Origin of the sequence: Enterobacter cloacae complex sp. IR53041, assembly GCF_049238285.1 — a bacterium.
Lineage (GTDB): Bacteria > Pseudomonadota > Gammaproteobacteria > Enterobacterales > Enterobacteriaceae > Enterobacter > Enterobacter roggenkampii.
The window spans coordinates 1-21,682 of record NZ_JBMKHB010000002.1; the positions used below are offsets into that span (position 1 = coordinate 1).

At 53.7% G+C, this 21,682-nt stretch carries 24 protein-coding genes and 2 tRNA genes; 14 read left to right on the plus strand and 12 right to left on the minus strand.

Going from position 1 to position 21,682, the window contains the following annotated elements; translation table 11 throughout:
- The 3 genes from ACOTXF_RS01410 to ACOTXF_RS01420 all read right to left on the minus strand — a co-directional run bounded on the left by ACOTXF_RS01410 (nucleotide 1) and on the right by ACOTXF_RS01420 (nucleotide 1,794).
- Nucleotides 1–88, minus strand: a tRNA-Ser gene (locus ACOTXF_RS01410).
- A 147-nt stretch (nucleotides 89–235) separates the two neighbouring features.
- Entirely contained in the window at nucleotides 236–913 is a 678-nt protein-coding gene (locus tag ACOTXF_RS01415; RefSeq protein ID WP_023327087.1) for an isochorismatase family protein, read from the minus strand.
- Nucleotides 914–933: 20 nt separating this feature from the next.
- The gene (locus ACOTXF_RS01420; protein WP_023327088.1) at nucleotides 934–1,794 is read right to left on the minus strand and encodes a pirin family protein; all 861 of its coding nucleotides are present in this window, start codon (nucleotides 1,792–1,794) and stop codon (nucleotides 934–936) included.
- A gap of 109 nt (nucleotides 1,795–1,903) precedes the next feature.
- Here ACOTXF_RS01420 and ACOTXF_RS01425 point away from each other — a divergent pair, with 109 nt between their 5' ends.
- Nucleotides 1,904–2,809, plus strand: a complete 906-nt coding sequence (locus ACOTXF_RS01425) for a LysR family transcriptional regulator (RefSeq protein ID WP_232926495.1) — start codon at nucleotides 1,904–1,906, stop codon at nucleotides 2,807–2,809.
- A 133-nt stretch (nucleotides 2,810–2,942) separates the two neighbouring features.
- On the opposite strand, the gene ACOTXF_RS01430 is transcribed toward ACOTXF_RS01425, so the two are convergent.
- A tRNA-Ser gene (locus ACOTXF_RS01430) sits at nucleotides 2,943–3,030 on the minus strand.
- Nucleotides 3,031–3,262: 232 nt separating this feature from the next.
- On the opposite strand from ACOTXF_RS01430, the gene ghrA reads away from it, so the two are divergent.
- The 4 genes from ghrA to ACOTXF_RS01450 all read left to right on the plus strand — a co-directional run bounded on the left by ghrA (nucleotide 3,263) and on the right by ACOTXF_RS01450 (nucleotide 6,178).
- Nucleotides 3,263–4,201 carry a glyoxylate/hydroxypyruvate reductase GhrA gene (gene ghrA / locus ACOTXF_RS01435; RefSeq protein ID WP_023343741.1) on the plus strand — a complete coding sequence of 313 codons (939 nt, stop codon included), beginning with the start codon at nucleotides 3,263–3,265 and terminating at the stop codon, nucleotides 4,199–4,201.
- 84 nt (nucleotides 4,202–4,285) lie between these two features.
- Complete coding sequence (locus ACOTXF_RS01440) at nucleotides 4,286–5,023, plus strand: phosphatase (protein ID WP_008500850.1); 738 nt, start codon at nucleotides 4,286–4,288, stop codon at nucleotides 5,021–5,023.
- A gap of 21 nt (nucleotides 5,024–5,044) precedes the next feature.
- Nucleotides 5,045–5,599 carry a TorD/DmsD family molecular chaperone gene (locus ACOTXF_RS01445; protein ID WP_021240794.1) on the plus strand — a complete coding sequence of 185 codons (555 nt, stop codon included), beginning with the start codon at nucleotides 5,045–5,047 and terminating at the stop codon, nucleotides 5,597–5,599.
- 96 nt (nucleotides 5,600–5,695) lie between these two features.
- Nucleotides 5,696–6,178, plus strand: coding sequence for a DUF1097 domain-containing protein (locus tag ACOTXF_RS01450; protein WP_072203727.1), 483 nt, complete (start codon nucleotides 5,696–5,698; stop codon nucleotides 6,176–6,178).
- A gap of 43 nt (nucleotides 6,179–6,221) precedes the next feature.
- On the opposite strand, the gene csgG is transcribed toward ACOTXF_RS01450, so the two are convergent.
- From csgG to csgD, 4 genes are read right to left on the minus strand one after another with little or no spacing between them, the layout of a single operon-like run.
- On the minus strand, nucleotides 6,222–7,055 hold the full coding sequence (csgG, locus tag ACOTXF_RS01455) for a curli production assembly/transport protein CsgG (RefSeq protein WP_008500847.1): 834 nt from the start codon (nucleotides 7,053–7,055) through the stop codon (nucleotides 6,222–6,224).
- A gap of 26 nt (nucleotides 7,056–7,081) precedes the next feature.
- Nucleotides 7,082–7,495 (minus strand): curli production assembly/transport protein CsgF, encoded by a 414-nt coding sequence (gene csgF / locus ACOTXF_RS01460; protein ID WP_008500846.1) that lies wholly within the window; start codon nucleotides 7,493–7,495, stop codon nucleotides 7,082–7,084.
- Between the two features lie 23 nt (nucleotides 7,496–7,518).
- Complete coding sequence (gene csgE, locus ACOTXF_RS01465; RefSeq protein ID WP_021240791.1) at nucleotides 7,519–7,908, minus strand: curli production assembly/transport protein CsgE; 390 nt, start codon at nucleotides 7,906–7,908, stop codon at nucleotides 7,519–7,521.
- A 4-nt stretch (nucleotides 7,909–7,912) separates the two neighbouring features.
- A complete protein-coding gene (gene csgD, locus ACOTXF_RS01470) occupies nucleotides 7,913–8,563 on the minus strand; it encodes a biofilm master transcriptional regulator CsgD (protein WP_021240790.1) in 651 nt (216 codons plus the stop codon).
- 756 nt (nucleotides 8,564–9,319) lie between these two features.
- Between csgD and csgB the strand changes: the two genes are divergently transcribed.
- The 5 genes from csgB (at nucleotide 9,320) to ymdB (ending at nucleotide 11,792) form a co-directional block, all read left to right on the plus strand.
- Nucleotides 9,320–9,775 carry a curli minor subunit CsgB gene (gene csgB / locus ACOTXF_RS01475; protein ID WP_008500843.1) on the plus strand — a complete coding sequence of 152 codons (456 nt, stop codon included), beginning with the start codon at nucleotides 9,320–9,322 and terminating at the stop codon, nucleotides 9,773–9,775.
- 41 nt (nucleotides 9,776–9,816) lie between these two features.
- Nucleotides 9,817–10,269: a curli major subunit CsgA gene (gene csgA / locus ACOTXF_RS01480; RefSeq protein WP_008500842.1), complete on the plus strand. Its 453-nt coding sequence runs from the start codon at nucleotides 9,817–9,819 to the stop codon at nucleotides 10,267–10,269.
- A gap of 61 nt (nucleotides 10,270–10,330) precedes the next feature.
- Nucleotides 10,331–10,663 (plus strand): curli assembly chaperone CsgC, encoded by a 333-nt coding sequence (csgC, locus tag ACOTXF_RS01485; protein WP_234115087.1) that lies wholly within the window; start codon nucleotides 10,331–10,333, stop codon nucleotides 10,661–10,663.
- A 160-nt stretch (nucleotides 10,664–10,823) separates the two neighbouring features.
- Complete coding sequence (locus ACOTXF_RS01490) at nucleotides 10,824–11,144, plus strand: type 1 fimbrial protein (protein WP_232926497.1); 321 nt, start codon at nucleotides 10,824–10,826, stop codon at nucleotides 11,142–11,144.
- Between the two features lie 105 nt (nucleotides 11,145–11,249).
- Nucleotides 11,250–11,792 (plus strand): O-acetyl-ADP-ribose deacetylase, encoded by a 543-nt coding sequence (gene ymdB, locus ACOTXF_RS01495; RefSeq protein ID WP_232926498.1) that lies wholly within the window; start codon nucleotides 11,250–11,252, stop codon nucleotides 11,790–11,792.
- Nucleotides 11,793–11,827: 35 nt separating this feature from the next.
- Here ymdB and mdoC read toward each other — a convergent pair whose 3' ends face one another.
- Nucleotides 11,828–12,967, minus strand: a complete 1,140-nt coding sequence (gene mdoC / locus ACOTXF_RS01500) for a glucans biosynthesis protein MdoC (protein ID WP_008500838.1) — start codon at nucleotides 12,965–12,967, stop codon at nucleotides 11,828–11,830.
- Nucleotides 12,968–13,221: 254 nt separating this feature from the next.
- On the opposite strand from mdoC, the gene mdoG reads away from it, so the two are divergent.
- From mdoG to ACOTXF_RS01515, 3 genes are all read left to right on the plus strand, one after another.
- The gene (gene mdoG, locus ACOTXF_RS01505; RefSeq protein ID WP_021240787.1) at nucleotides 13,222–14,775 is read left to right on the plus strand and encodes a glucans biosynthesis protein MdoG; all 1,554 of its coding nucleotides are present in this window, start codon (nucleotides 13,222–13,224) and stop codon (nucleotides 14,773–14,775) included.
- Nucleotides 14,768–17,296, plus strand: a complete 2,529-nt coding sequence (gene mdoH / locus ACOTXF_RS01510; RefSeq protein ID WP_023292800.1) for a glucans biosynthesis glucosyltransferase MdoH — start codon at nucleotides 14,768–14,770, stop codon at nucleotides 17,294–17,296. Before mdoG ends, mdoH begins: the two co-directional genes overlap by 8 nt.
- An 84-nt stretch (nucleotides 17,297–17,380) precedes the next feature.
- Complete coding sequence (locus tag ACOTXF_RS01515; RefSeq protein WP_008500835.1) at nucleotides 17,381–17,608, plus strand: YceK/YidQ family lipoprotein; 228 nt, start codon at nucleotides 17,381–17,383, stop codon at nucleotides 17,606–17,608.
- A 6-nt stretch (nucleotides 17,609–17,614) separates the two neighbouring features.
- Here ACOTXF_RS01515 and ACOTXF_RS01520 read toward each other — a convergent pair whose 3' ends face one another.
- From ACOTXF_RS01520 to ACOTXF_RS01530, 3 genes are all read right to left on the minus strand, one after another.
- Complete coding sequence (locus tag ACOTXF_RS01520) at nucleotides 17,615–17,989, minus strand: MysB family protein (RefSeq protein ID WP_008500834.1); 375 nt, start codon at nucleotides 17,987–17,989, stop codon at nucleotides 17,615–17,617.
- Between the two features lie 96 nt (nucleotides 17,990–18,085).
- Entirely contained in the window at nucleotides 18,086–19,303 is a 1,218-nt protein-coding gene (mdtG, locus tag ACOTXF_RS01525; RefSeq protein ID WP_232926499.1) for a multidrug efflux MFS transporter MdtG, read from the minus strand.
- A gap of 143 nt (nucleotides 19,304–19,446) precedes the next feature.
- Nucleotides 19,447–20,373 carry a Kdo(2)-lipid IV(A) acyltransferase gene (locus tag ACOTXF_RS01530; protein WP_047744959.1) on the minus strand — a complete coding sequence of 309 codons (927 nt, stop codon included), beginning with the start codon at nucleotides 20,371–20,373 and terminating at the stop codon, nucleotides 19,447–19,449.
- A gap of 221 nt (nucleotides 20,374–20,594) precedes the next feature.
- On the opposite strand from ACOTXF_RS01530, the gene ACOTXF_RS01535 reads away from it, so the two are divergent.
- Nucleotides 20,595–21,644: a rhodanese-related sulfurtransferase gene (locus ACOTXF_RS01535; protein WP_008500831.1), complete on the plus strand. Its 1,050-nt coding sequence runs from the start codon at nucleotides 20,595–20,597 to the stop codon at nucleotides 21,642–21,644.
- Nucleotides 21,645–21,682: the final 38 nt, after the last annotated feature.

Genomic DNA, 21,682 nt, shown 5'->3' on the forward strand with positions numbered 1-21,682 from the left:
TGGCGGTGAGGGGGGGATTCGAACCCCCGATACGTTGCCGTATACACACTTTCCAGGCGTGCTCCTTCAGCCACTCGGACACCTCACCATATTGTTTTGCTGCCTGACCGCGTGGGGGGCAACGGGGCGCTACTATAGGGAGTTGCGCTGACACGGTCAAGCAGATTTTCAGCTTTAGTGCCTGTTCGGTTAAGCAATAATCAGCTCCGCGGTTTTTACGCCGCGGAGCAGGGGATTAACGCTGTGAATCGAGCACTTCGCTGTTTTTAATCACTTCCTGCGCTTTGCTGTAGCTTTCGATCAGCAGCTGATAAGCCGGGAAGATGTGGGTGTACACTTCCGCCCACTCCGCCGCATCTTCACGGTTCCAGGTTCGCTGGATCTCAGAGGCCACCGCCGCCGTATCCATCGGGACCACACCGGCCTGCACCACGCGCGCCAGCGTGATCTCCTGCGCCATTTTGCTGTAGGTGCCGGAGGCATCAATCACCGCAAACACCTTATACCCGTCCGCAACCGCGCTGATCGACGGGAAGGCCATGCAGACGCTGGTAATGGTACCCGCAATGATCAACGTCTTACGCCCGGTGGCTTTTACCGCCGCCACGAATTCCGGGTTATCCCAGGCGTTGATCTCGCCTTTACGGGCAACATATTGCGCATGCGGCGCGTTGGCGTGGATCTCCGGGATAAGCGGTCCGTTCGGCCCTTGCGGGACGGATGCGGTGGTGATCACCGGGATCTTCGCCAGGGTAGCGATTTTTGCCAGCGCTGCCGCACGGGCACGCAGTTCCGGCATTGGCATATCACCAACGGTCTGGAACAGACCGCTCTGGTGATCGATAAGGAGCATCACAGCATCGTTCACATCGATGACCGGACGGGTTCCATTAAAATTCGCAGGTGTAGACATGTTCTTCTCCTTTATTACGTTCAGAGCTGGCCGAAGCGGCCGGAATTGAAATCACGAATGGCTTCGTTGATTTCGGCTTTACTGTTCATCACAAACGGGCCGTAGCCCACGATCGGTTCATTCAGCGGCTCGCCGGCCATCAGCAGCACTTTTGCATCGCTGTTCGCTTCCAGGTGCAGTTTGTCGCCTTCCTGACTTAACACGACCAGCTGGGCTTCACCCGCCTGAGCGGTACCGTTTACCGTGATGCTGCCTTCAAGCACGACCAGCGCCGTGCTCCAGCCTTCCGGCTGAGCGAGCGTCAGATGGCTTCCCTGGTTCAGCGCGATGTCCCAGACGTTGAGCGGCGAGAAAGTGTGCGCCGGGCCGGTCACCGTGTCGTAGCGACCGGCAATAACCCGCAGCGTTCCACCGTCGTCAGGCAGCGTCACTACCGGGATGTCGGCTTTCGTGATGCTCTGGTAGCCCGGTGCGGCCATCTTGTCTTTCGCCGGCAGGTTGACCCAAAGCTGCATCATTTTGAGTTCTCCGCCTTTTTGCGAGAACGCGCTGGAGTGGAACTCCTCGTGCAAAATGCCTGCGCCGGCGGTCATCCACTGCACGTCCCCGGGGCCAATGACGCCGCCTTTCCCCGTGGAGTCGCGATGCTCCACTTCACCGGAATAGACGAGAGTGACCGTTTCAAAACCCCGATGAGGGTGTTGGCCTACGCCGCGTTTCGCACCGTCTGCCGGAAAGGTGTATGGGCCCGCGTAGTCCAGCAGCAGGAACGGGCTGAGCGGCTCGCCGTGCGTCTGATAGGAGAACATTGAACGGACCGGGAAACCGTCGCCCACCCAGTGCTGACGAGGAGCGGTATAAACGCCAGTGATGTTTTTCATGATTAACTCCTGATGTTCTGTTGATGTAATTAGCTTATATTCAGGGTTAATATCCCGGTAGATAGTGAAAATGGCATTCACTGTTCTGAAAATAGAACGATGAGGATTTATGCAGGATCTCAATGACTTCGTCTGGTTTGTGAAGGTAGTGGAGTACGGGGGGGTTGCGGCGGCGGGAAGGGCGCATGACCAACCCAAGTCCAAACTGAGCCGCAGGATCGCGCAGCTGGAGGAGCGGCTTGGCGTACGGTTGATACAGCGCACGACGCGGCAGTTTACGGTGACGGAAGTGGGGCACACTTTCTATCAGCACTGTAAGGCAATGCTGATAGAAGCAGAAGCGGCAGAGGAGGCCGTTGCTGCGCTGCAGGCTGAGCCGCGCGGCGTCGTCAGGATCACCTGTCCCGTCACGTTACTGCACGTCCACGTGGGACCGATGCTGGCGAGGTTTATGGCGCGCTACCCCGGGATTAATCTCCAGCTTGAGGCCACCAATCGTCGGGTCGATCTTGTTGGCGAAGGTATTGATGTGGCTATCCGCGTGCGTCCGCGTCCGTTTGATGACAGCGATCTGGTGTTAAGGGTGCTGGCTGACAGGGGGCATTGCCTGGTGGCAAGTCCGCAGTTGATTGAACGTATGGGTAAACCGCGAATGCCTTCCGAGCTCAGTGAATGGCCTGGATTAAGTATGGGGGCCGGTAAACAGGTGCATAAATGGGAGCTCAGTGGTCCAGAAGGGGCGAAAGCGGAGATCCACTACGCACCGCGCTTTATTACCACCGACATGCTGGCATTGCGGGAAGCAGCGATGGCGGGCGTGGGCGTTGTACAGTTGCCGATATTGATGGTGAAGGATCAGCTTGCGTCAGGGGAACTGGTACGGGTGCTGGACGCGTGGGAACCCCGACGGGAAGTGATTCACGCGGTTTATCCTTCGCGGCGCGGCATGCTGCCGTCGGTCAGGACGCTGGTGGATTTTCTGACTGAAGAGTATGCGAAGATGGTGGAGGAGTAGCTTTTTGTAGGTCGGGTAAGCGCAGCGCCACCCGACATAAAGAGCGCAGGGAGTTTCAAGGTTCGAATTCCCCCCTTTCGGAGAATATAAAAGAAAAAAGCCCGTACTTTCGTACGAGCTCTCATCTCAAATATGGCGGTGAGGGGGGGATTCGAACCCCCGATACGTTGCCGTATACACACTTTCCAGGCGTGCTCCTTCAGCCACTCGGACACCTCACCATATTGTCATCCCGTTGTTGACGGGACGGGCGCTAATGTAAGGAAAAGCCGAACTGCCGTCAACTCACTTTTTCAGTAAATTAGCGCGTTTAGACAAACTTCAGGCAGCATGATTCTTAATTGTGCTGAAAGCGTCTTTTTTATCAGCAACACAGCCGCGCAATAAATTTGTTATGCTGACAACCTCGTTAAAAAGCAAAATAAATCAGCGCAATAAAAGGCAGGAATGACTATGGATATACTTTTCTATCACCCCACGTTTGATACGGCCTACTGGATCGAGGCGCTCACGGCAGCTTTACCCGGCGCACGCGTTCGCGAGTGGAAGCGTGGAGATAACGAACATGCTGACTATGCGCTGGTCTGGCATCCGCCGGTAGAAATGCTCCAGGGCCGTAAGCTGAAGGCCGTTTTTGCCCTGGGGGCGGGCGTGGATTCCATTCTGAGCAAGCTGAAGGCGCACCCTGACATGCTGCCGGAAGCGATTCCCCTGTTCCGCCTGGAAGATACCGGAATGGGCCAGCAGATGCAGGAATATGCCGTCAGCCAGGTGCTGCACTGGTTCCGCCGCTTTGATGACTATCAGGCCTTTAAACAGCAGGCCCACTGGGAGCCGCTGCCGGATTACCGTCGCGAAGACTTTACCATCGGCATCCTCGGTGCGGGCGTGCTGGGCTCAAAAGTGGCTGAAGCTCTCGCTCCGTGGGGCTTCCCGCTGCGCTGCTGGAGCCGCAGCCGCAAGGATTATCCGGGCGTAGAGAGCTTTGCCGGAACGGATGAGCTTCCGGCCTTTCTGAACGGCACGCGCGTGCTGATCAACCTGCTGCCCAACACGGCGGAAACGGTAGGGATCATCAATGAAACCTTGCTCAACCAGTTAGCCGATCAGAGCTACCTGATGAACCTGGCGCGCGGGGTGCATCTGGTCGAGACCGATCTGCTGAAGGCGCTGGACAGCGGAAAGCTAAAAGGCGCCATGCTGGATGTCTACAGCCGTGAGCCGCTGCCGGTGGAAAGCCCGCTGTGGGCACATCCGCGCGTGGCGATGACCCCGCACGTGGCCGCCGTGACGCGTCCGGCAGAAGCGGTGGCGTACATATCCCATACCATCAGCGAAATGGAGAAGGGTAACGCGGTCACTGGCCAGGTTGACAGACAGCGCGGCTACTGAGAGAAACCCGGCGTTCGCCGGGTTTTTGCTAATATTCGCCGCTGATAACTGCTATCCTTTGGAAAAACCGCAGAGGAGAGAGAGATGTATCCCGTTGACCTGCATATGCACACCGTCGCCAGTACCCACGCGTATAGCAACCTCCATGATTATATCGCCCAGGCGAAGCTGAAAGGCATTAAGCTGTTCGCGATCACCGATCATGGTCCGGACATGGCGGATGCGCCGCACTACTGGCATTTTGTGAATATGCGGATCTGGCCACGTCTGGTGGACGGCATTGGGATACTGCGCGGCATCGAGGCGAATATCAAAAATACCGACGGTGAGATCGACTGCACCGGGCCGATGCTGACGTCTCTGGATCTTATCCTCGCCGGTTTCCACGAGCCGGTTTTTGCACCTCAGGATAAAGAGACCAACACCGCGGCGATGATTGCCACCATTGCCAGCGGCAATGTGCACATTATCAGCCACCCCGGCAACCCGAAGTACCCGATTGATATTCAGGCTGTCGCGCAGGCGGCAGCGAAGCACCGCGTGGCGCTGGAGATTAACAACTCCTCCTTTGTTCACTCGCGCAAGGGCAGTGAAGCCAACTGCCGCGAAGTGGCCGCCGCCGTACGCGATGCGGGCGGCATGGTGGCGTTGGGTTCGGATTCCCATACCGCCTTTACGCTGGGTGATTTCAGCGAGTGCCTGAAAGTGCTCAATGACGTTAACTTCCCGGAAGCGCAAATCCTGAACGTGACTCCGCGCCGCATGCTCGATTTCCTCGAATCGCGCGGCATGGAGCCGATTGCCGAATTTGCCGATCTTTAATTGTGTAATGGAATAATAAAAATGAACGAGTTTTCCATCCTTTGCCGCGTGCTGGGTACGCTCTATTATCGCCAGCCGCAAGACCCGCTGTTGGTTCCGCTCTTTACGTTAATTCGTGAAGGTAAGCTGGCGGAGAACTGGCCGCTGGAACAGGATGATTTACTGGCGCGTCTGCAAAAAAGCTGCGACATGCAGCAGATTGCGACCGATTACAATGCGCTGTTCGTCGGCGATGAGTGCCGCGTTTCGCCATACCGTTCTGCCTGGCAGGAAGGGGCGACGGAAGCGGAAGTCCGTGCTTTCCTCTCCACGCGCGGTATGCCGCTGAGCGATACGCCTGCGGATCATATCGGTACGCTGCTGCTGGCCGCATCCTGGATTGAAGATAACGCCGGGGATGATGAGAACGAAGCCATCGAAACGCTTTTCGAAACGTACCTCCTGCCGTGGGTCGGAACATTCCTTGGGAAAGTCGAAGCCCACGCCGCCTCGCCGTTCTGGAGAACGCTGGCTCCGCTGACCCGCGACGCAATTGCGGCGATGTGGGATGAGCTGGAAGAAGAGAATGAAGAGTGACTTGTATCACATAAATCCTGCAACGACGCATTTCGATTTGCACATAATGTGCTTCTGATCGCATTTCTATGGTGCGCTTCTGCTAAGATGCGCGCCATGAACATATTACTTTGTATCGCAATAACAACGGGCATTCTCTCCGGGCTCTGGGGATGGGTGGCCGTGTCTCTCGGATTGCTCAGCTGGGCTGGATTCCTTGGCTGTACGGCCTATTTCGCCTGCCCGCAGGGGGGCGTCAAAGGGCTCTTTATCTCAGGCTGCACGCTGATGAGCGGGGTGATCTGGGCGCTGGTGATCATGAAAGGCAGCGCGCTGGCGCCGCATCTGGAGATGCTGGGGTACATCATGACGGGCGTTGTTGCCTTCCTGATGTGTATTCAGGCTAAGCATCTCCTGCTTTCGTTTGTGCCGGGCACCTTTATCGGGGCGTGCGCGACCTTTGCAGGGCAGGGTGACTGGAAGCTGGTCGTTCCTTCTCTGGCGCTGGGATTGCTGTTTGGCTATGCCATGAAAAACAGCGGTCTTTGGCTGGCGTCGCGGCGGGAAAAAGCGCAAGACATCACGGCGGTGAGCGAATAAAAAAAGGCGAGATAATCATCTCGCCTTTTTTATGCGCTTCCTGTCAGGATTCCGGAGGGACTGACATATCGCGGTATTTCACCAGTATCGGGTTCTGCACGTCTGCTTTGTTTTGCAGATCCCACAGCCCGCGGTCAATACCGTCGTTGATTAAGAAGATCACGCCGGTTTCAATGGCCGACATCAGACACATCATGACCGGCTCGTTAGAGGTGTAGCCAATTTCACCCTCCAGCAAACGCTGGTAATCGATGAAGCGGAATACCCCTGCCTGAACTTCATAAGACAGGATGGTTTTGCTGGTGTTCACCGAAGAGAGCACTTCGCCTGTACTGACGTTGACCACACGCAGGTTAACGGCGATTTGGTCGAGCTGGTACTGGGTATCCGCACCGATACCGAAGTACCGCGCGCCCGCACCACCCGATTTAACGTTACTTTCGTAACCAATAATCGATCCTTCAATCATCACGTTCGCTGCCGCCAGAGATTCCAGAGGCGTGCGGTTATTGGCCGCGACGGTACCATTCTCCTGTGCGGCACGAATGATTTTCCGTTCATTCAACAGGTTCTGAAGACCCTGACGTTCCAGCGGAATAAACCAGCGCGAATCCTTGAGCGCGGTAACCAGCATCGCGGTGGCGCTTTGCGGCACGGCCGTGGAGAAGTTACTTGCCGGGTAAGGCTTAAATTGCCCGGTTTCATCCTGAATGTTGTATACGGAGACAAATATTTTCCCCGTTGGAGCAGGTAAATGCGTTAAATCACGATAACTCTGGGCCCGAGGCATTAATGTTGGTTTTGCAGCTTCTTTAGGTGGAGCAGTTAAACAACCGCTCAATAAGCACACTGCAACAAATATCAGGAAGCGCTGCATGATCGTTGTCCTTATTTAGCTATTGTTTAAAAGTCAGTTGAATTACTTTGTAGACCGGAAACCTGAATAGTGGAGATCCTTCCGGTTTTACGATCGGTCACGTTCAGCTGAAGCTGTCCATCAGTGTTGGCGATATCAACGATAAAATCGTTGGTCACCATCCGGCCGGGTTTGCCGGTATTAATGTTGGTCAGTAACCCGCCTAAAATCTGCGACTGGATAGCCTGAGTGAAGTTGTCCAGTGCGGATGGGGTATCAACGCTAAAATCCTTTAAGCTTGGGTCCTTATAGGAGTTTTGCGCCTGCGCTTCATTCAGCAGAAAGGCGCCGTTGTTAGGGTTACCGCCAAAGTTAGGGTTACGGAACTGAAACGTCATATTTCCGGCCCAGCTTATAGGTGTTATTAGCATTATCGAAACAACTGCATATGCAATACGCATGACAGCCTCCGCATATCGGTTCGCTAGAACTCGTCTTTAGCTAAATCGCTGGTGCTTAATAGGGCTTTATCTATTTGCAGGCGATTAATAGCGTCTTCTGATTGGGCCAGTGCCAGGGCTACGTTTTTATCGAAGTCCATTTTAGTGGGGAATAAAAACGTTTGATAAATAACGTACTGATTGGTCGTTATTGTTATCCAACTTCCCCATCGTGCACTGGGCCGCTCGTTGATTGTTATATTTCCGGTATAAGTACTGTCCCATTTGTCACTGAAGGCTCGATAAAAACTGTGCCCGACCGATGAGACAGTGTGGTCTGTTAACAATCCGGGAACTTCGACCTCGACGGCCTTCAGATTCCCGGCAGCGAGCAGGAAACTCGCTGCGGCGATCCAACTCAACGTGCGCTTCATGTGATTAACGCCTGAGGTTATCGTTTGCCCACGAAACCGCCTGAGTTCGGTTTTTTACAGCTATCTTCTTGAAAAGATTATAAAGGTGCGTCTTTACCGTATTTTCGCTGATAAATAACGAACGGGCGATTTCAATATTTGAAGCACCAATGCGTAACTTATTCAGGATCTCTTTCTCACGGTGCGTGAGCAGTGCTGACTCTGAGCTGTTATAGCGATAATTTCCGGAGTGCGTGATGAGGTAGCTGGCCAGCTTTTGCGAAAAATAACACTCTCCGCGCAATATGCCTTGCAGACCCTCAACTACCCGGTCTTCTTCTTCCGTGACGTAGAACACGCCATTGATATGCGGCCAGCTTTCAATATCCCTGAAAGGATATTCATCAGGCGTATTCAATAATAGCACGCGGATATTATTGTTTTTCCTGCTTAAAATATCTTGCCAGTAATGGATGAGCTTTTTATCAGCTTCCATCATATCGAACAGAATGATGCTGCCAGGTGCAATATCATCAAAAGAACGTTGAATATTATGCAATTTCCCGTTCAGTGATAAAGATTGCTTTAAATGTTGTAATAACGCTGTCGCTTGCAAAGAAGGTTTTGTGATCAACAGTAATGTATGACCATGTAAACTATGGACTTCATTATACATGATGAAACCCCACTTTTTTTTGGCACCTGGCAGCTGTCCTCCTGTTTAATAGAGGACACCAGAAGTACTGACAGATGTTGCACTGCTGTGTGTAGAATCAGACCATAACCTCCACGGGGAGGTAAATATAAAACCAATTTCGTACATCTAATTTCAATCTAGCTTTTACGAAGTTTAAAGCAAGTGTTAAACATGTAACCGAATGTAAAAATCAATATTAATTTGTGAAAATCACTTGTGATGAATGGCGAGAAATGATGAGAAAGTTGTACATCTAAATAGAGATGCACAGTTTTTAAAAATCATACAAATATTTATATCTCATTGATTATTAGGTATATTTATTATTTTATGCGAACGATAAAACAGTATGAGGTACAGATTATTTCTAAGCCCATAAATGCGCGGTTGTCTGGCTTAAGAAAACGGGCTTCGTGTCACGACTGTGAAAAAGTGTCCTTCTGCCGTTACGTTAAAACAACGCGAGAAGACGCGTGGACAGCCTTCGCCTCGTTGTACAACCTGATTGTTGGACAGGGGAAATAAAAAATATAAGCTGGCCTGAGTAAAGTGATTTTTGTCGTAAATTACGACTTTGTGGTGATCCGAAAAATAAAAATAAGCCGCGCGGGTGAGATATTTAAAATGTTTCAGCGGACATACTCTTCACCGTAACGACGCGTTAACACAATATGCATCGTTTTTACAAGTAACACGGTTATAGCGTGATTAAATAACCAGGTCCAGGGTGACAACATGAAATACACATCGTTATTTATGGTGTTTACATTACTGGGTGCGCCTGGATTTGTAACCGCAGCGAATTCAGATTTAGCCAATGCTGAATATAACTTTGCGGTTAACGAATTAAGTCTTTCATCACTCAATCAGGCAGCCATTATTGGTCAACAGGGTGTTTTTAATGACGCTCAGGTTCGCCAGGAAGGTTCAAAACTCTTGTCCATTGTTTCACAGGATGGGGCGGGCAACAGAGCAAGAGTTGATCAATCAGGGAGTTACAATATAGCCTGGATCGATCAGAGCGGTACCGCGAATGATGCAGGTATTACGCAAGAGGGATACGGTAATAGCGCGAAAATTATCCAGAAAGGGTCGGGTAATAGAGCAAATATTACGCAGTACGGTACGCAGAAAACCGCAGTTGTAGTGCAGAAACAGTCGCAAATGGCGATTAACGTTATTCAACATTAGCGCATTCGCGACGATTTTAATCAATCCGATGGGGGTTTACCATGAAATTTCTCAAAGTGGCAGCGCTTGCAGCAATCGTAGTTTCTGGTAGTGCTATGGCGGGTTCTATTAATCAGGGCGGCTGGGGCCATGGGCATGGTCATGGCGGATACAGTGGCCCAAATTCAACCCTGAATATTTATCAGGACGGTGGCGGTAACTCCGCGGTTGCTCTGCAGACAGACGCCAGAAATTCCGTGCTGAATATTACCCAGAAAGGTGGCGGTAACGGCGCTGACGTTGGTCAGGGTTCTGATGACAGTAAAATCAACCTGACCCAGAAAGGATTTGGCAACAGTGCAACACTGGATCAGTGGAACAGCAAAAAATCTGTTATGAACGTTAGCCAGTCCGGCGGCTTTAACGGCGCCCTCGTCGACCAGACTGCCTCTAACTCTACTGTCAACGTTACCCAGATTGGTTTTGGTAACCACGCGACAGCTCATCAGTACTGATACTGAAATCTGTGCTACAAAAAAACAGGGCTGATGCCCTGTTTTTTTTCGGGAGTTCATCATGAATACCTTAATTCTTCTTGCCGCGCTTTCCAGCCAGATAACTTTCAAAACGTCGCAGCAGGAAAATATGATCACCATTATTCCTCAGGTCACCCTAGCGCAGCCGTGTGATTGTCAGGTTCAGATTGTTTCCGTTCGGGAAGGGCAGGGGGGACAGAGTTCGTCCCGACAGCAAAATACCCTTTTTATACCCGCTAATCAGACGATTGATTTAATGCGCCTGAGTTTAAATATTAATGCGGGAGACACGGTAAAAATCGTTGTCACCGTTTCAGACGGTAAATCGCTTCATTTATCACAGCAGTGGTCGCCAGCGGAACGTTCGCTTTAATCATTCATGAAATCAATGTGTTGCGAATGTGGCGGGTCTGTGCCGTTGAGCTATGCTGATATCAGGGATCAGGTCATTATGTTCCTTAACGTGAGACTTCGTTTGTCATAATGAAGTGCGTTTACCCCTCAAGGACGATTTTCATTGAGGAGTACCGATAATGAACCACTCTTTCGCTCGACTCGTGACGGGTCTGGGCCTGATTGTTTCTGTTTTTAGCCTCTCGGTTTATTCGGCTACCATTGTGAACGGTGGCGTTATTCATTTTCGCGGTGCCATTGTTGCAGACCCCTGTGAAGTTACGCCGCAGCAGAGACAGTTTGCTATGTCCTGTCCGGATAATAATCGTATGCAAACGCGCATGGTCAGTTATGAAGAGGCGCTTAATGGCAAAGTGTCCGATTCAGATCTGGTGTCGCTCCGCATGAAATACCTTAACCCTGAAAAAACGCTCGCGGTTGTCGAAATCCAGTATCGATAGCGCTCTCTCTTCCGCTTTGTGCGGAAGAGGATTTTTTCTGATAGTTTTTTCTCCCGGGCAGCCCTGCGATACACTTAATAAAAAGGCGGGTTGCAGAGGGGCTTTATGAAACCGCAAATTGAAGTTGTTCATGGTGATATTACGACCATGCACGTCGACGTCATCGTCAATGCGGCCAATCCCTCCCTGATGGGGGGAGGCGGTGTGGACGGGGCTATCCACCGGGCTGCCGGACCGCAGCTGCTGGAAGCCTGCAAAACCGTACGGCAACAGCAGGGCGAATGTCCTCCCGGCCATGCGGTCATTACGCTTGCGGGCGATCTGCCTACCAAAGCGGTGATCCACGCCGTAGGGCCTGTCTGGCACGGTGGCGATCGGCACGAGGCGAGTATTCTGGAAGAGGCTTACCGGAACTGTCTGCGGCTGGCTGCCGACAACGGCTATAAAACAATGGCGTTCCCGGCCATCAGTACCGGGGTGTATGGCTATCCTAAGGCGGCTGCCGCTACGATCGCCGTCGATACCGTTTACCGCTATCTGTCGCTAAAACCGATGCCTGAGAAAGTTATCTTTGTCTGTTTCGATGAAGAAACCACCCACCTTTATCAACGGTTGCTGACCCAGCGCGGGCAGGAACTGGACACCTGAAGCAAAACGCGGCGCACTGAGTGCGCCGCGGTTGTTTATGAGGCTTTTACCTGAGGTTTTCCTGAGAAGAGGAAACGGAGAAGCGGGATCCGCAGGTGGATTTCATAGAGCACGATCGCAATCCCCACGACAAACACCAGACCGGTAAAGAAACCCAGCGTGTTAGAGGCGATATGCGGGGTGATGTAAGCCCCGAAGAAGAGCGTGAGCGGGTGATGCACCAGATAAATAAACAGCGACGCATTCACGAAGTAGGTCACGCGGCTGGATTTAAAGTTCAGCAGGCGGTGGCCGAGCGCGAATACTACGTTCACCATCCATAAACCCAGCAGCATGGTGATCACGCTTTCCGTTTCGTACATCCAGGCGTCACCGCTCCCGTAGCGCTGGTTCAGCAGATAGGCCGCGAACGCGATGGCCGCACCCACAGCACACCACGGTGACGGGGTAGTAAACAGCGCTTTCAGCTTCGGGTAAATAAACGCCAGCGCGCCAATTAAAAAGAACGGAATGTAGAAAAGGGACTGCATCACCACAAAATTAAACAGGCCGTCGCTCAGTATCGGTGGATAGACGATAAACAGGATGCGTCTCACCGCGGCGTAAGCGATACCCAACAGCAAGAAGAGCACCGACAGTTTGCCCAGCGTAACGGTGGCGAAAAAGGCGTCAGCTCTCGAACTCAGGTGGTGACGCAGGCGGCTGAAAATGAACAGGCTCACCGTAGTGAGCACCACCAGGACCAGCAGGAACCACAGGTGAGACACCAGCTCCCAGACCAGCGTATTGTACTTTTCATACAGCGACAGATTCGGCCAGTTTTCCGCTTTGCCTTTGACGTACTGCAGCATAATGAACTGAGGCAGGGTCAGCAGCGGAATCGCGGTCAGCATGGGGATCCCCACGCGCTCGACGCGCACCTTCCACCAGCGTTTAAGCGGGTATCGCAGAAACAGCATGTAAGAGAAATAGCCGGAGATGACAAAAAACACCTGCATACGGAAGGCGTGAATAAAGTCATTAAACAGCGTCAGCCACCAGGAGGGCATCTGGCTATTCACATGCCAGGTGTGGCTGGAGTAAATCAGTGATATGTGAAAAGGGATCCCCAATAGCATCAGCCATGCCCGGATCGAGTCGAGGAAATATTCACGTTCTGTTGGTGTTGTGCTCATATAACGTTGTGCATTCTCAGACTTTTCGTCTTATCCCTAAGACTCATAATGGTTACATTCGAAAGCAACCCTACACCAAGACCGACACCCTGTCTCCAGGATAAGCACGCAAAGTGAATAATGGGTTCTTTCATTTGCTTAATCCATGAGCCAGCAGCTGAACAAAGCAGTGATAATGTTGTCGGATTGCCTGAGTTTCCATTAAAATGGATCGGATCGATATAAGCACACAAAGGGGGAAGTGCTTACTTATTATGAAACATAAACCACAGATGATGAAAATGCGTTGGTTAGGTGCTGCAGTGGTGTTATCACTGTATACCTCATCGGCACTGGCCTTTAACATCGACGATGTCGCAAAACAGGCAAAATCGATGGCTGGCAAGAGCTACGAAGCGCCGAAAAGTAACTTGCCCTCCGTTTTCCGCGATATGAAATATGCGGACTATCAGCAGATCCAGTTCAATCACGACAAAGCCTACTGGAGCAACATCAAGACCCCGTTCAAGCTTGAGTTTTATCATCAGGGTATGTATTTCGACACGCCTGTTGCCATCAACGAAGTGACGGCCACAGCGGTACGTAAGATCAAATACAGCCCGGATTACTTCAATTTTGGCAATGTGCAACACGATAAAGATACGGTGAAAGACCTGGGCTTCGCAGGCTTTAAGGTGCTTTACCCGATCAACAGCAAAGATAAAAACGACGAAATCGTCAGCATGCTGGGTGCCAGCTATTTCCGCGTGATTGGCGCGGGGCAGGTATACGGGCTTTCTGCGCGCGGACTGGCGATTGATACCGCGCTGCCATCAGGTGAAGAATTCCCACGTTTCCGTGAGTTCTGGATTGAACGTCCAAAACCAACGGATAAACGTCTGACCATTTACGCGCTGCTGGATTCACCGCGTGCGACCGGCGCCTATCGCTTTGTGATTATGCCGGGTCGTGACACCGTGGTTGACGTGCAGTCCAAGGTTTACCTGCGTGATAAAGTGGGCAAACTGGGCGTTGCACCACTGACCAGCATGTTCCTGTTTGGGCCGAACCAGCCGTCTCCGGCCACTAACTTCCGCCCGGAACTGCACGACTCCAACGGTCTGTCTATTCATGCCGGTAACGGAGAGTGGATCTGGCGTCCGCTGAACAACCCGAAACATCTGGCGGTGAGCAGCTTCGCGATGGAAAACCCGCAAGGTTTTGGCCTGCTGCAGCGTGGCCGTCAGTTCTCCCGCTTTGAAGATTTGGACGACCGCTATGACCAGCGTCCAAGCGCCTGGGTCACGCCAAACGGTGACTGGGGTAAAGGTAAGGTTGAGCTGGTTGAGATTCCAACCAACGACGAAACCAACGATAACATCGTGGCTTACTGGACGCCGGATCAGCTGCCGGAAGCCGGTAAAGAGATGAACTTCAAGTACACCATCACCTTCAGCCGCGACGAAGATAAGCTGCATGCGCCGGATAACGCGTATGTGATGCAGACTCGTCGTTCAACGGGTGATGTGAAGCAGTCTAATCTTATCCGTCAGCCTGACGGTACCGTGGCCTTTGTCGTGGACTTTACAGGCCAGGATATGAAGAAACTGTCACCGGACACCGCCGTTGCCGCTCAGGCCAGCATCGGTGATAACGGTGAAATCGTTGAAAATACCGTGCGTTACAACCCGGTAACCAAAGGCTGGCGTCTGACCCTGCGCGTGAAAGTGAAAGATCCGAAACAGACCACTGAAATGCGTGCTGCGCTGGTCAGTAACGATCAGCCGCTGAGTGAAACCTGGAGCTATCAGCTACCTGCCAATGAATAATACATCTGAATATATTGATGCCATGCCGCTGACGGATATCGAAAAAGCGGCACTGCCTAAGAGCGACATCCGCGCGGTTCACACCGCGCTGGATGGTGAACATCGTCAGTTTTCTCGTGATGATGATACGCCGCTGGGGTCAGTAAAGGCACGTCTGGAGCAGGCCTGGCCGGACTCGCTGGCAGAAGGGCAGTTGATTAAAGACGACGAAGGGCGCGATCAGCTTCAGGCGATGCCGAAGGCCACGCGTTCCTCAATGTTCCCCGATCCGTGGCGCACCAACCCGGTGGGCCGCTTCTGGGATCGCCTGCGCGGGCGTGATGTGACGCCGCGCTATCTGTCACGCCTGACGAAAGAAGAGCAGGCTTCCGAACAGAAATGGCGTACCGTGGGGACCCTCCGTCGCTACATCCTGCTGCTGTTGACGCTGGCGCAGACGGTCGTCGCGACCTGGTATATGAAAACCATCCTGCCGTATCAGGGCTGGGCGTTCATCAACCCGATGGACATGATGGGCCAGGATCTCTGGGTCTCCTTCATGCAGCTGCTGCCGTATATCCTGCAGAGCGGCATCCTTCTGCTGTTCGCGGTTCTCTTCTGCTGGGTCTCGGCCGGTTTCTGGACCGCGCTGATGGGCTTCCTGCAGCTGCTGATGGGGCGTGACAAATACAGCATTTCGGCGTCAACGGTCGGGGATGAACCCCTCAATCCTGAGCACCGTACCGCGCTGATTATGCCTATCTGTAACGAAGACGTTGACCGCGTGTTTGCGGGCCTGCGTGCCACCTGGGAGTCCGTGAAGGCGACCGGCAACGCGGAGCATTTTGACGTTTACATCCTGAGCGACAGTTACAACCCGGATATCTGCGTGGCAGAACAAAAAGCGTGGATGGAGCTGATTGCAGAAGTGCAGGGCGAAGGACAGATCTTCTACCGCCGCCGCCGCCGTCGTGTGAAGCGTAAAAGCGGTAACATCGATGACTTCTGCCGCCGCTGGGGTAACCAGTACAGCTACATGGTGGTGCTGGATGCTGACTCCGTCATGAGCGGTGACTGCCTGAGCGGTCTGGTGCGTCTGATGGAAGCCAACCCGAACGCGGGTATCATTCAGTCTTCACCAAAAGCGTCGGGAATGGACACGCTCTATGCGCGCTGTCAGCAGTTCGCCACCCGTGTTTACGGGCCGCTGTTCACGGCAGGTCTGCACTTCTGGCAGCTGGGTGAATCCCACTACTGGGGTCACAACGCCATCATCCGCGTGAAGCCGTTCATTGAGCACTGTGCGCTGGCGCCGCTGCCGGGCGAGGGTTCGTTTGCCGGTTCTATTCTGTCACATGACTTCGTGGAAGCGGCGCTGATGCGTCGTGCTGGCTGGGGCGTCTGGATTGCCTACGACCTGCCGGGATCGTACGAAGAGCTGCCGCCGAACCTGCTGGACGAGCTCAAGCGTGACCGCCGCTGGTGTCACGGTAACCTGATGAACTTCCGCCTGTTCCTGGTGAAAGGGATGCACCCGGTTCACCGCGCGGTGTTCCTGACGGGCGTGATGTCGTATCTCTCCGCACCGCTGTGGTTTATGTTCCTTGCGCTCTCCACAGCGCTGCAGGTCGTCCATGCCCTGACGGAGCCGCAATACTTCCTGCAGCCGCGCCAGCTGTTCCCGGTGTGGCCGCAGTGGCGTCCGGAACTGGCGATTGCGCTGTTTGCCTCCACCATGGTGCTGCTGTTCCTGCCTAAGCTGCTCAGCATCATCCTGATCTGGTGCAAAGGCTCGAAAGAGTACGGCGGTTTCTTCCGCGTGACCCTTTCACTGCTGCTGGAAGTGCTGTTCTCCGTGCTGCTGGCACCGGTGCGTATGCTGTTCCACACCGTGTTCGTGGTCAGTGCGTTCCTGGGCTGGGAAGTGGTCTGGAACTCACCGCAGCGTGATGACGACTCCACGCCGTGGAGCGAAGCCTTTATGCGCCATGGTTCTCAGCTGCTGCTGGGTCTGGTGTGGGCGGCCGGGATGGCGTGGCTGGATCTGCGCTTCCTGTTCTGGCTGGCGCCGATTGTCTTCTCGCTGATCCTGTCGCCGTTTGTCTCCGTGATCTCCAGCCGTTCGACGGTGGGGCTGCGGACCAAACGCTGGAAGCTGTTCCTGATCCCGGAAGAGTATTCCCCGCCGCAGGTGCTGGTAGACACCGATCGTTATCTCGAGCAGAACCGCAATCGCACGCTGGATGACGGCTTTATGCACGCCGTGTTTAACCCGTCATTCAACGCCCTGGCGACGGCAATGGCGACGGCGCGTCACCGTGCCAGCCAGGTGCTGGAGATTGCCCGCGATCGTCACGTTGAGCAGGCGCTGAACGAGACCCCGGAAAAACTCAACCGTGACCGTCGTCTGGTCCTGTTGAGCGACCCGGTTACGATGGCGCGTCTTCACTACCGCGTATGGTCCGCTCCGGAGAGATACTCTTCGTGGGTAAACTACTATAAAGAACTGAAGCTGAACCCGCTGGCGTTGAAGGCGAAGTAAGTGGTTAAGTAGAGCGGGTAAGCGAAGCGCCTCCCGCCAACTAAAATACCGGCATAATCGCCGGTATTTTTTTAGAGGTTACTCATGAGAATCATCATCGTCGTTCTGATGGCATGCCTGCTCAGCGGCTGCGGCAGCATCATCAGCCGCACCATTCCAGGGCAGGGCCACGGGAATCAGTATTACCCGGGTGTGAAATGGGATCTCCGTGACTCCGCATGGCGCTACCTCACCGTGCTGGATCTGCCATTCTCGCTAATTTTCGACACGCTGCTGCTGCCGATCGATGCCAGCCACGGCCCTTACGAGTAGCGTAAATTAACGCTCGTCCCACTCATCGGCTGCGGTTTGACCTTCTTCCGTATCCAGCGGTGGCTCGAGCTGAAATTCGCCCTCATCCCACTCGTGCAATGTGTTCTCTTCCAGCCATTCCTGCCGCAGTTCGATTTCATCATAGTCGCCATCAAAGACGGCCTGCGCACCTTCACCGCTCAGGACCGGCAGGCATTCCCCTTCTTCACCTTCATCGGCAAAGAATTCGGCCTGCCACATAATATCCCCATCCTGCAGAACGTATTTCTGGATATTAAGTTGTTGCACGTCAGCATCTTCTTCTTCAACGCCGGGGTTGTCGGCGAGGAACTCTTCACGAGCGGCATCAATAGCTTCTTCCAGCGTGGCGTACATGGTCATTGGTGTCTCCCTGTTTTCCAGAAGGTTTCAGGGAAAGAATAGCTGAATATCTGATTCTGCAAGTATGAATGCGAAAATTAGCTTCAGGCGTTCGTCTTATTCCGCCACTGGCCGTAGCGCGCGGGATAAACTGAACCACGAATAAATTGCATTAAACAGTACCACCCCCGCCGTCACGATAAAGACGGCGCGAAAACCGAAGCTGGCGGAGATGCTCGCCCCGAGAAGCGGTCCGGTGACGTTACCGATGTCGCGAAATGACTGGTTATAGCTGAAGATCCGCCCGGCAATCTGGTTCGTGGAGTTGTAAACCAGCAGGGTCTGTACGGCGGGCAGCAAGGCCCCGTCTGCGGCACCAAGCAAGAAGCGAAGTAAGCCCAGCTGCCAAGGAGAGTGCACCATCGACATGGGGATCAGCAGCAGGACGGAGATCACCAGCGCACAGATCAGAATTTTTTCCGGACCGACGCGGTCCCCCAGTTTTCCCAGCCTCGGCGCGCTAAGCAGCGCCGCCACCCCGGGCACGGACGCAATCAGCCCGCTGATAAACGCGATATTGCTGACGTTGCCCGCCAGATCGCGGATGTACAGCGTGAGGATAGGGGCAATCGATCCGGTTGCGACCTGAATAATCAGGGTCGTCACGAACAGGCTCAGCACCAGTCTGGGATTTTTAAGCGAGGTCAGCACCTCCCTGGCGTGTAGCATCTCTTTTTTCGCAACGGGGGTGAAGTTTTTCCGAATACAGAGCAGGGTGACAACAAAGCACAGGAACAGCACGCAGGCGGTGATAAAGAACACCGGACGCAGGCCATAGCTATCGGCCATGAGTCCGCCGGCCAGTGGCCCCAGCAGGGCACCGCTTACGCCGCCGGTTGAGAGTGTGCCCAGCGCCCAGCCGCTCTTATGGCGAGGAATTTGCGTGGCAATCAGGGCATTGGCATTGGGAATAAATCCTCCCAGCAAACCCAGCAACGCGCGCAAAATCAGGAACTGCCAGACGTTCTGCGCCACGCCCATCAGCGCCATGATAATGGCCATCCCCAGCGCCGAGCGCAGCAGCATGATTTTACGCCCCTTGCGGTCGGCAAGGCCGCCCCAGAAGGGCGAGGCTATCGCGGAGAACAGGAACGTGATGCTGAATACCAGGCCGGACCACATATTGAGCGCGCTATGGCCCGTCACGCCCAGCTGTTCAACATAGAGCGGCAGAAAAGGCATGACCAGGCTAAACGCCGCGCCGGTGAGAAAACAGCCAAGCCACGCAACAGTGAGGTTACGCTTCCAGTTTATGGGGGCATCTGAAGGTGACATAACAATCCGCATAATGAGGTGCTGAGCACCTGAAGCAAGAAGTAATAAGCCTGCTAATTATGCGCCTGGGTTATGATTGCCGCAATGAGGGGGAGCTTTTAAAGCTAAAACAGGATGCGACCCTGAGGATCGCATCCTGAAAATCAATAGCGGGACGGCGTGCCTTTTGGCCGCGTTTTAAAGCGGCGGTGCAACCACATGTACTGCTCGGGTGCGAGCATGATGCATTTCTCTACGATACCGTTCATCCAGCGCGCGGTGGTTTCTGCATCGTCAAGCGGCGGCGCGAGTTCCGGTTCCAGCATCATCAACTCGTAGCCCGAACCGTCAGGCTTGCGGCGGGGAACAAAGGGTACGATGGCGGCTTTGGACATCCGCGCCAGCATCCAGGTGCCGGTGGTTGTGGCGGCCTCTTCAACGGCGAAGAAGGGGACAAAAACGCTGGCCTGTGGGCCATAGTCGTGGTCGGGGGCATACCAGACCACTTCGCCGGATTTCAGCGCACGGATCATTCCCTTCAGATCTTTACGGTCGATCATGCTTTTGTTGGAGCGCATGCGGCCGTTGGTCTGGATTAAATCGATGACCGGGTTATCGTTAGGGCGATAAACGCCAATGCCGGGCGCCTGCATGCCGAACATACGCGCCCCGATTTCGAGCGTCAGAAAATGGACGCCGATCAGCAGAACGCCCGTCTGGTTGGCCTGAAGCGTATGCACGGGATCCATGCCGGTTCCCGTTACCTCGCTCCAGCGGGCCATGCGTTTGTCCGGCCAGAACCACGCCATGCCGGTTTCCATAAGGCCCATCCCAACGGATTCGAAGTTCTTCGCGACCATATTGTGACGCTCTGAGTCGCTCATCTGCGGAAAACACAGCTCAAGGTTGCGGTACGCGATTCTGGCGCGACGCTTCATGAATAGTTGTGCGAAACGGCCCAGAAATTTACCCAACCGAAAAATAACAGGGTAGGGAAGCTGTACCAGAAGCCATAAAAAGCCGATGCCAAGCCAGGTCAACCAATAGCGGGGATGCAAAAGGGCGGCAGTAAATGTTGGTAACTGGGTCATGTCTTTCCTGTGTTCAAACGTCCTGTTTTGCTAGTGTCTCATTTTTTGAGGCGTAGCCAAAATATCTGCTTTCGAAGCGTGCACGAATACAGCAATTGTTAAGCCTGATTAATCAGGGTGTGTGAAATGTAGCGTAAATTGTGTGGATGTAAATTGGTTTTGTTTGCTATATGATGCCGACCGAATTTTCATTCTCTCTAACGATTCCAGGACTGTACACCATGCCAGTGTTACACAACCGCGTGTCGAATGAGATGTTAAAAGCGCGTATGTTGGCTGAAACCGAACCGCGCACCACCATCTCATTCTATAAATACTTCACGATCGACGATCCGCAGGCGACCCGCGATGCGCTTTATCAGGCGTTCACGGCGCTGAACGTCTTCGGCCGCGTCTACCTTGCCCGTGAAGGCATTAACGCGCAGATTAGCGTACCGGAAAGCAAAGTCAGCGCCTTCCGTGACGTACTTTATCAGTTTGACCCGGCCCTTAACGGCTTACGCCTGAACATTGCCCTGGATGATGACGGGAAATCCTTCTGGGTGCTGCGCATGAAGGTGCGTGAACGCATCGTGGCGGACGGTATCGACGATCCTGAGTTTAACCCGGCGGACGTCGGTGAATACCTGAAGGCGGCGGAAGTGAATGCGATGCTGGACGATCCGGATGCCGTGTTTATTGATATGCGTAACCACTATGAGTATGAGGTGGGGCATTTCGAGAACGCGATGGAAATCCCGGCCGATACCTTCCGCGAGCAGCTGCCGAAAGCGGTTGAGATGATGCAGGAGCATAAAGATAAGAAGATCGTTATGTACTGCACCGGCGGTATCCGCTGTGAGAAAGCCAGCGCGTGGATGAAGCACAACGGCTTTAATAAGGTCTGGCACATTGAAGGCGGCATTATCGAGTACGCTCGCCGCGCCCGTGAGCAGGGGCTGCCGGTACGCTTTATCGGGAAAAACTTTGTCTTTGACGAGCGTATGGGTGAACGTATTTCGGACGACGTCATTGCCCAGTGCCACCAGTGCGGCGCGCCGTGCGATACCCACACCAACTGCAAAAACGACGGTTGTCATCTGCTGTTCATTCAGTGCCCGGCCTGTGCCGAGAAGTTTAACGGTTGCTGTAGCGAGCTGTGCAGCGAAGAGAGCATCCTGCCGGAAGAAGAGCAGCGTCGCCGTCGCGCAGGACGTGAAAACGGCAACAAGATTTTCAATAAATCTCGCGGTCGTCTGAATACCAAACTGGGTATCCCTGACCCGGAATGATAATAATGCCCGGCACGTTGAAAGCCTGCCGGGCGACG

What these genes read in the sequence shown, in the direction of transcription:
- ACOTXF_RS01420 (WP_023327088.1), bottom strand. Translation starts at nt 1,794, where the DNA reads ATGAAAAACATCACTGGCGTTTATACCGCTCCTCGTCAGCACTGGGTG.
- ACOTXF_RS01425 (WP_232926495.1), top strand. Translation starts at nt 1,904, where the DNA reads ATGCAGGATCTCAATGACTTCGTCTGGTTTGTGAAGGTAGTGGAGTAC.
- csgD (WP_021240790.1), bottom strand. Translation starts at nt 8,563, where the DNA reads ATGTATAATGAAGTCCATAGTTTACATGGTCATACATTACTGTTGATC.
- ACOTXF_RS01535 (WP_008500831.1), top strand. Translation starts at nt 20,595, where the DNA reads ATGCCAGTGTTACACAACCGCGTGTCGAATGAGATGTTAAAAGCGCGT.
- ACOTXF_RS01515 (WP_008500835.1), top strand. Translation starts at nt 17,381, where the DNA reads ATGAGAATCATCATCGTCGTTCTGATGGCATGCCTGCTCAGCGGCTGC.
- csgE (WP_021240791.1), bottom strand. Translation starts at nt 7,908, where the DNA reads ATGAAGCGCACGTTGAGTTGGATCGCCGCAGCGAGTTTCCTGCTCGCT.
- csgA (WP_008500842.1), top strand. Translation starts at nt 9,817, where the DNA reads ATGAAATTTCTCAAAGTGGCAGCGCTTGCAGCAATCGTAGTTTCTGGT.
- csgF (WP_008500846.1), bottom strand. Translation starts at nt 7,495, where the DNA reads ATGCGTATTGCATATGCAGTTGTTTCGATAATGCTAATAACACCTATA.
- ghrA (WP_023343741.1), top strand. Translation starts at nt 3,263, where the DNA reads ATGGATATACTTTTCTATCACCCCACGTTTGATACGGCCTACTGGATC.
- ACOTXF_RS01450 (WP_072203727.1), top strand. Translation starts at nt 5,696, where the DNA reads ATGAACATATTACTTTGTATCGCAATAACAACGGGCATTCTCTCCGGG.
- mdoH (WP_023292800.1), top strand. Translation starts at nt 14,768, where the DNA reads ATGAATAATACATCTGAATATATTGATGCCATGCCGCTGACGGATATC.
- csgB (WP_008500843.1), top strand. Translation starts at nt 9,320, where the DNA reads ATGAAATACACATCGTTATTTATGGTGTTTACATTACTGGGTGCGCCT.
- ACOTXF_RS01530 (WP_047744959.1), bottom strand. Translation starts at nt 20,373, where the DNA reads ATGACCCAGTTACCAACATTTACTGCCGCCCTTTTGCATCCCCGCTAT.
- ACOTXF_RS01440 (WP_008500850.1), top strand. Translation starts at nt 4,286, where the DNA reads ATGTATCCCGTTGACCTGCATATGCACACCGTCGCCAGTACCCACGCG.
- mdoC (WP_008500838.1), bottom strand. Translation starts at nt 12,967, where the DNA reads ATGAGCACAACACCAACAGAACGTGAATATTTCCTCGACTCGATCCGG.
- ymdB (WP_232926498.1), top strand. Translation starts at nt 11,250, where the DNA reads ATGAAACCGCAAATTGAAGTTGTTCATGGTGATATTACGACCATGCAC.
- ACOTXF_RS01520 (WP_008500834.1), bottom strand. Translation starts at nt 17,989, where the DNA reads ATGACCATGTACGCCACGCTGGAAGAAGCTATTGATGCCGCTCGTGAA.
- csgC (WP_234115087.1), top strand. Translation starts at nt 10,331, where the DNA reads ATGAATACCTTAATTCTTCTTGCCGCGCTTTCCAGCCAGATAACTTTC.
- csgG (WP_008500847.1), bottom strand. Translation starts at nt 7,055, where the DNA reads ATGCAGCGCTTCCTGATATTTGTTGCAGTGTGCTTATTGAGCGGTTGT.
- ACOTXF_RS01445 (WP_021240794.1), top strand. Translation starts at nt 5,045, where the DNA reads ATGAACGAGTTTTCCATCCTTTGCCGCGTGCTGGGTACGCTCTATTAT.
- mdtG (WP_232926499.1), bottom strand. Translation starts at nt 19,303, where the DNA reads ATGTCACCTTCAGATGCCCCCATAAACTGGAAGCGTAACCTCACTGTT.
- ACOTXF_RS01415 (WP_023327087.1), bottom strand. Translation starts at nt 913, where the DNA reads ATGTCTACACCTGCGAATTTTAATGGAACCCGTCCGGTCATCGATGTG.
- ACOTXF_RS01490 (WP_232926497.1), top strand. Translation starts at nt 10,824, where the DNA reads ATGAACCACTCTTTCGCTCGACTCGTGACGGGTCTGGGCCTGATTGTT.
- mdoG (WP_021240787.1), top strand. Translation starts at nt 13,222, where the DNA reads ATGAAACATAAACCACAGATGATGAAAATGCGTTGGTTAGGTGCTGCA.